Source organism: Micromonospora sp. NPDC023966, assembly GCF_040639095.1.
Taxonomy (GTDB): Bacteria; Actinomycetota; Actinomycetes; order Mycobacteriales; family Micromonosporaceae; genus Micromonospora.
Genome location: NZ_JBEZZJ010000052.1, coordinates 20984 through 27011, shown reverse-complemented (window position 1 = coordinate 27011; position 6028 = coordinate 20984). Strand labels below are relative to the sequence as shown.

The 6028-nt window shown below is 75.8% G+C and carries 8 protein-coding genes; 5 read left to right on the top strand and 3 right to left on the bottom strand.

Annotation, left to right across the window (positions count from 1 at the left end):
- A partial coding sequence (locus AB0F68_RS33615) for an oligopeptide/dipeptide ABC transporter ATP-binding protein (protein ID WP_357345643.1) occupies positions 1-210 on the top strand: 210 nt, incomplete at its 5' end.
- 81 nt (positions 211-291) lie between these two features.
- On the opposite strand, the gene AB0F68_RS33610 is transcribed toward AB0F68_RS33615, so the two are convergent.
- Positions 292-1098 carry an SDR family oxidoreductase gene (locus AB0F68_RS33610; protein WP_357345641.1) on the bottom strand — a complete coding sequence of 269 codons (807 nt, stop codon included), beginning with the start codon at positions 1096-1098 and terminating at the stop codon, positions 292-294.
- 76 nt (positions 1099-1174) lie between these two features.
- On the opposite strand from AB0F68_RS33610, the gene AB0F68_RS33605 reads away from it, so the two are divergent.
- Positions 1175-2593 carry an RtcB family protein gene (locus AB0F68_RS33605; RefSeq protein ID WP_357345639.1) on the top strand — a complete coding sequence of 473 codons (1419 nt, stop codon included), beginning with the start codon at positions 1175-1177 and terminating at the stop codon, positions 2591-2593.
- A gap of 6 nt (positions 2594-2599) precedes the next feature.
- Here AB0F68_RS33605 and AB0F68_RS33600 read toward each other — a convergent pair whose 3' ends face one another.
- Positions 2600-3028, bottom strand: a complete 429-nt coding sequence (locus AB0F68_RS33600; RefSeq protein ID WP_357345637.1) for an archease — start codon at positions 3026-3028, stop codon at positions 2600-2602.
- A gap of 70 nt (positions 3029-3098) precedes the next feature.
- Between AB0F68_RS33600 and AB0F68_RS33595 the strand changes: the two genes are divergently transcribed.
- The 3 genes from AB0F68_RS33595 to AB0F68_RS33585 all read left to right on the top strand — a co-directional run bounded on the left by AB0F68_RS33595 (position 3099) and on the right by AB0F68_RS33585 (position 5404).
- The gene (locus AB0F68_RS33595; RefSeq protein WP_357345635.1) at positions 3099-3491 is read left to right on the top strand and encodes a hypothetical protein; all 393 of its coding nucleotides are present in this window, start codon (positions 3099-3101) and stop codon (positions 3489-3491) included.
- Positions 3492-3603: 112 nt separating this feature from the next.
- Positions 3604-4146: an RNA polymerase sigma factor gene (locus tag AB0F68_RS33590; RefSeq protein WP_357345633.1), complete on the top strand. Its 543-nt coding sequence runs from the start codon at positions 3604-3606 to the stop codon at positions 4144-4146.
- Positions 4139-5404, top strand: a complete 1266-nt coding sequence (locus AB0F68_RS33585; protein WP_357345632.1) for a sialidase family protein — start codon at positions 4139-4141, stop codon at positions 5402-5404. The genes AB0F68_RS33590 and AB0F68_RS33585 overlap by 8 nt, the downstream gene beginning before the upstream one ends.
- 81 nt (positions 5405-5485) lie before the next feature.
- Here AB0F68_RS33585 and AB0F68_RS33580 read toward each other — a convergent pair whose 3' ends face one another.
- Complete coding sequence (locus AB0F68_RS33580) at positions 5486-5995, bottom strand: phenylalanine--tRNA ligase beta subunit-related protein (RefSeq protein WP_357345630.1); 510 nt, start codon at positions 5993-5995, stop codon at positions 5486-5488.
- Between the last annotated feature and the right edge of the window lie 33 nt (positions 5996-6028).

The following is a 6028-nucleotide window of genomic DNA, read 5'->3' as shown; positions in this document are numbered from 1 at the left end:
CGGCTCACCGGCGACGTCCCCACCCCGCTCAACCCACCATCGGGCTGCCGCTTCCGCACCCGCTGCTGGAAGGCGCAGGAGCGGTGCGCCACCGAAGAACCCGCGCTCGTCCCTCGGGACGGCGGCAACCAGGCCACCGCCTGCCACTACCCCGAAACCGGATCGAGTCTCGAGGTGACAGCCGAGGCCGGCAGCGACGCGCGAACCTGACCCACGACGGGGTGGGGCCGACCGTGCCCGGCGGAGGGATCAAGCCTGACCGCCCGGAGCCGGCACGGTCGGCCCCACACCTCAGACGGACCGCCACGAATCGTCAGGCAGTGCGGAGGCCTGGGGACCCATCATCAACATCCCCCCGTCCACCGGCCACGACGCCCCCGTCACGTACGCCGCCGCCGGCGTGGCGAGCAGCGCCACGACCGCCGCCACCTCCCGGGCGTCCCCGGGCCGCCCCACCGGCACGCCCGGCCGGTCCTGGGTGAACGGGTCCACGTCCTCCTGCCCGGTCATCGGGGTGGCGATCTCGCCGGGGGCGACCGCGTTGACGGTGATCCCGTCGGCCGCCAACTCCTGCGCCATCACCTTGGTGAGCAGGCCCAGCCCGCCCTTCGCCGCGCAGTACGCCGACGACCCGACCCGCGGGGCGTGCTCGTGCACGCTGGTGATGCTGATGATCCGGCCACCCCGGCCCGCCGCCCGCATCCGCCGGGCGGCCCGCTGGGAGCAGAGGAACGGCCCGTCCAGGTCGACGGCGAGCACCTCCCGCCACTGCTCCCAGCCCACCTCGACGAAGGGCGTGGCCAGCCCGGTGCCGGCGTTGTTCACCAGCACGCCGAGCCCGCCGAGCCGGTCGGCCAGCTCGTCGATGACCGCGGCCGCCCCGGGCAGCCGGGTCAGGTCCAGCTCGGCCACCTCGCACCGGCGGCCGGTGGCGCGTACCTCGGCGGCGGTGCGCTCGGCGCCGTCCGGGTCGCCGTACCAGGTGATGCCGATGTCGAAGCCGGCCTCGGCGAGCGCCACGGCGCACGCCTTGCCGATACCGGAGTCCGCGCCGGTGATGACGGCGATCCTGTCGTAGTCCTCGTATCGCTGGGGCATGCTGCCGCACTACCCGGATCGGGCGAGCCGAACCAGACGGGGTGTAACCGCTCCGGCGCGGGGTAGCCGGGCGGACATGGACCTGGTCGAGGAGTCGCCGTACCGGTTCCGGATCGACCGGCACGACCCGATGCGGGTGCCGGGGGTGGTCTTCGCGTCCCGCGATCTCCTCCCGGACGCCGGGGCGGACAAGTCGCTGGAGCAGGTGGCGAACGTGGCCACCCTGCCCGGCATCGTCGGCGCCTCCTACGCCATGCCGGACGTGCACTGGGGCTACGGCTTCCCGATCGGCGGGGTCGCCGCCACCGACGTGGCGGACGGGGGCGTGGTCTCGCCCGGCGGGGTCGGCTTCGACATCTCCTGCGGGGTCCGGCTGCTCACCGTCGACCTGGACCGGGCCGCGCTGCGGCCCCGGCTGGACGCCGTGATGGACGGCCTGGGCGAGTCCACCCCGCGCGGCATGGGCAAGGGCGCCGTCTGGCACCTGACCAACCGGGCCGAACTCGACGCGGTGCTCCGCGGCGGCTCCCGGTACGCCGTCGAGCGCGGCTTCGGCGTCCAGCGGGACCTGGACCGCTGCGAGGACTACGGCGCGGTGGGCGACGCGAACCCGGCCCAGGTGAGCGAGCGGGCGGTGGAGCGCGGCGCCCGCCAGGTCGGCAGCCTCGGCTCCGGCAACCACTTCCTCGAGGTGCAGGCGGTGGAGGAGGTCTATGACGAGGCCGTGGCGGGCGCGTTCGGGCTGCGCGCCGGCCAGGTCTGCGTCATGATCCACTGTGGCTCGCGCGGCCTGGGCCACCAGATCTGCACGGACTACGTCCGGAGCATGGAGAAGGTGATGCCCGGGTACGGCATCCACGTGCCCGACCGGCAGCTCGCCTGCGCGCCGGTCTCGTCCCACGAGGGCCGGGCCTACCTGGGGGCGATGGCCGCCGCGGCCAACTACGCCCGGGCCAACCGGCAGCTGCTCGCCCACGCCGCCCGGCAGGTCTTCGCCCGGGTCACCGGCTGCGACCTGGAGCTGGTGTACGACATCTCGCACAACCTCGCCAAGATCGAGACGCATCAGGTGGACGGTGCGGCCCGCCCGCTCTGCGTGCACCGCAAGGGCGCCACCCGGGCCCTCCCGCCGGGGCACCCCGACCTGCCCGACGACCTGCGCCCGGTCGGGCAGCCGGTGCTCATCCCCGGCTCGATGGGCACCGGCTCGTACGTGCTCACCGGGGTGCCCGGCTCGCCGGCCTGGGCCTCCACCTGCCACGGCGCGGGCCGGGTGCAGAGCCGCAAGCAGGCCACCAAGGCGGTACGCGGCCACGACCCGCGTCGCGAGCTGGAGGCGCAGGACATCGCGGTGCGGGGCGCCAGCCGGCGCGGGCTCGCCGAGGAGATGCCGGCCGCGTACAAGGACGTCGCCGCCGTGGTGGCGGCGGCCGAGGGGGCGGGCCTGTGCCGGCGGGTGGCCCGGCTCGTTCCGCTGGGCGTGGTCAAGGGCTGAGCCGGCTCAGACGTCGAGCGTCACCGCGCAACGCCAGCCGTCGGACTCCGCGGCGAAGCAGAGCTCGTGCAGGGACACCGCCTTGGGCACCGCGCCGACCAGCTCGACCGCGTCGGTGCCGGTGGTCCGCCAGCGCACCGCCAGGCCGCCGTCGTCGGCCGGCCGCACCTCGGTCGCCAGCGGCAGTTCCCCCTCCGTCTCCAGCCGGAAGATCACCTCGTCGAGGACGCCGACCAGCAGGTCGGGGTCGCTGCCAGCCGGCACCCGGAACCCGGTCTCCCCGTCGGCGACGGCCCCGGTGGTGTCCACGAAGGTGTCCACCAGCGCCGTGACCGCCTCGGCCACGCAGCCCTCGCGGTCGGGCGCCCACGCCTCGATGCGGACGTCGGCGGTGTGCGGGATGTTTCGGTGTCCCCGGGCCGCTCGTCGCTCCATGCCCCGATCATGCCGCCGCCGGTCGGGTTCCCCACCGGTTTTGTCGCAGCCGGTCGCTAGGGTGCAACGCATGATCGCCGATGACTCCGACGCCGTCACCGTCACCTTCCTCAGCATGATGCGGGCCGCGCTGCGGGCCGAGCGGGTCGGCGAGGACAGCCTCGGCCGCACCGTCGACCTGGCCCGGCGCTGGTGGGGCGCCGGCGACACGGCCCACGCCCGGCTCGCCGCCGCGCTGCGTGAGCTGCACGGCGAGCCGGTCGACACCGACGACCCGCGCCAGGTGGCCGACGAGGCGACCGCGCTCGCCGTCGACACCGGCCTGCTGACCCCGCCCGACCCGCGGGGCGCCGCGATCGCCCGGTTCGCCGCGAACGCCCGCCGGCTGCGCACCGGCGAGATCACCCCGGCCGAGTTCGACGAGATCATGGCGGCCGACGATCGAGACCGCCCCGACGCCTGACCGCGGCCGCCCCACCTCGGCCCGGCGGCCGTCGCCGCGCCGACGGCGATGTCACCTCACCGCCCGCCCGCCGGTCGTAGGAAACGAAGCGACCGACCCGGGAGGGGACGATGTGGATCCACAGCAACACGTCAGACAGGTGTACGCCGCCTCGGCGGCCCGGCTGGTGGCCCAGATGTACGCGGTGACCGGCGACTACGCGGAGGCGCAGGACGTCGTGCAGGAGGCGTTCGTCCGGGCGTTGGCCGGGCCGGCCCGGTTCCGTGAGGTGACCAACCCCGAGGCCTGGCTGCGCACGGTGGCGCTGAACGTCGCTCGGTCCCGGCACCGTCGCCGGGTGCTGCTGCACGGGCTGGTCCGCTCCGGGCGGCTGGGCCCGGCCCAGCCCAGCGCCCCGGCGCTGTCCCCGGACCACGTCGCCCTGGTGGCGGCGTTGCAGCGGCTGCCCCGGCAGGCCCGGGAGACCGTCGTACTGCACCATCTCGCGGACCTGCCGGTGACCGAGGTGGCCACCGTGCTGGGTTGCTCGGTGGAGGCGGTGAAGACCCGCCTGGTCCGGGCCCGCCGTGCGCTCGCCGACCACCTCGGCGACGGTGACCCGGCCCCGGCCCGACCGGCCCCGGCCCGACCGGAGCGGGAGGCCCGCCATGCCTAAGCTGGACTTCACCGGCCTGAACGCCGCAGCTCAGGCCACCTTCAAGGGGCACTTCGAGGAGGTCGTCGTTCGGGCTCGACGGCGTCGGCGCCGGCGCCGGATCCTGACTGTCGCCACGGTTGCCCTGCTGGTCACCGGCTCGGGTGCCGCCGTCGCGGCCCGGCCCGACGGCTCCAGCCCGCCGGCCGCCAGGTTCGGCGCGGACCGCACCCCGGACTTCATCCCCACCCCCGGCGCCACGCCCACACCTGGGACCGGACGGCAGATCCTCACCGGCACGCCGGCGGCGGGTGACCTCAACCATGTCTACCTGCGCTGGACGGAGTGCCGCACGGGATGCCCGCTGAACTGGGCGGGCACCGACGACGGCGGCCGGCACTGGCGCACCGGTCCGCTGCCGGTGCCGGACGACGCCATGGTGGACCTACGTGCCGCCGGGCCGCGCACCGTGGTGGCCTGGTACGTCTCCCGTTCCGCCCCGGACAGCCGGTCCGCCCGGTGGATCGCCAGCAGCGACGGCGGGAACACCTGGCGGGAGGTGACGGTGCGGCGGGTGGACGCGTTGCCGGCCGGCTGGCGGGTCCTCGGCCAGGTGCCGGGCCCCAGCGAGGATCCGCTCATCGCCGTGGACCCGGCCACCGGCGACCTCGCTCAGCTCCGCAAGCGCTCGACGCTGCGCAACGCGGCGGTGGTCGAGAGCGCGCCGGCCGGCGCCGGCCTCTGGGTCAGCGGCTGGACCGGTCAACACGTGGGTGACGGCGGCCGGATCATCTGGACCGGCAGCGCGGTCGAGGCGAGCCGGGACGGCGGTCGCACCTGGTCGCGGCACGAGTTCCCGGACGACCTCACCGCCTCCGACGACGTGGGCGGCCCGGCGGTCGCCACCCACGACGGGCACACCGTCTACGCGGTCGGCCGGGTGCGGGGCGCCCTGGTGGTGTGGCGCAGCACCGACGGTGGCGACAGCTGGGCGCGTGCCGCCGGAACGGCGCAGGTCGGCGATCGCACGATCCGGGCGGCACTGCGGCCCGACGGGGTGCTGGTGGTCCAGGCCGGCATCTCCGCCGGGGAGGATCCGCTGATGTTCGCCAGCTCCGACGACGGCGCGACCCTGCGTCCCGCCCCGCTGGGACCGGGGGCCGACCCGCGCCCGGTGCCGGGCGGGTATGTCCAGACCGGCTGGCCGGACAGCAAGGGCGCCTGGCTCTCCGCCGACGGGGTCACGTGGACCTGGCTGGACCCGCCGGAGCTGTCCTGACCGCGGGGTGCTCCCGGTGGCCCGACCACCGGAAGCACCCCGCGCCCTCGGGGCGATGAGGCCGCAGCAAGCCCCGGCGCGTCAGGCTGGGCGCGCGGCGGGCGCGGCGAACGCGGGTGCCTCGGGGGTGAGCAGCGCGGTCCGGGCCGGTGCCCCCCACTCCTCGGTCAGCGCGGCGGCCAGTTCCGTGAGCATCCGGGGCACGACCCGGGGGCCGTCGTCGTGCATCGCCTCGATCACCATCAGCACCTCCGCGGTCTCCGTGCGCACCGCCGAGGCGCCGCTCTGCCGGTGCGTCCAGCGCCGCGAGTGGGCGTGGCCGGCCGCGTCGGCGAAGACCAGCTCACCCGGCTCGGGATGCTCCGCGTCCCCGCCGAGGGTCAGGTAGGTCTCCGTGCCGGTGGCCGGGCGCACGGTCAGGTCCCCGGCGATCCGCGCCAGGTCCAGCACCGCCACCGGCACGGCGTACCCGAGGGACAGGGCGTTGCCCAGGTCGACCAGCGGGTGCATCCGGGGCAGCGCCCCGTCGCGGCGGAACCGGCGCAGCAGCGACTCGGCCGCGCAGCGGTAGCGGGTCGGCGGCGAACCCATCCGGGCGAAGGCCCGCCGCCAGGCCTGAATCTC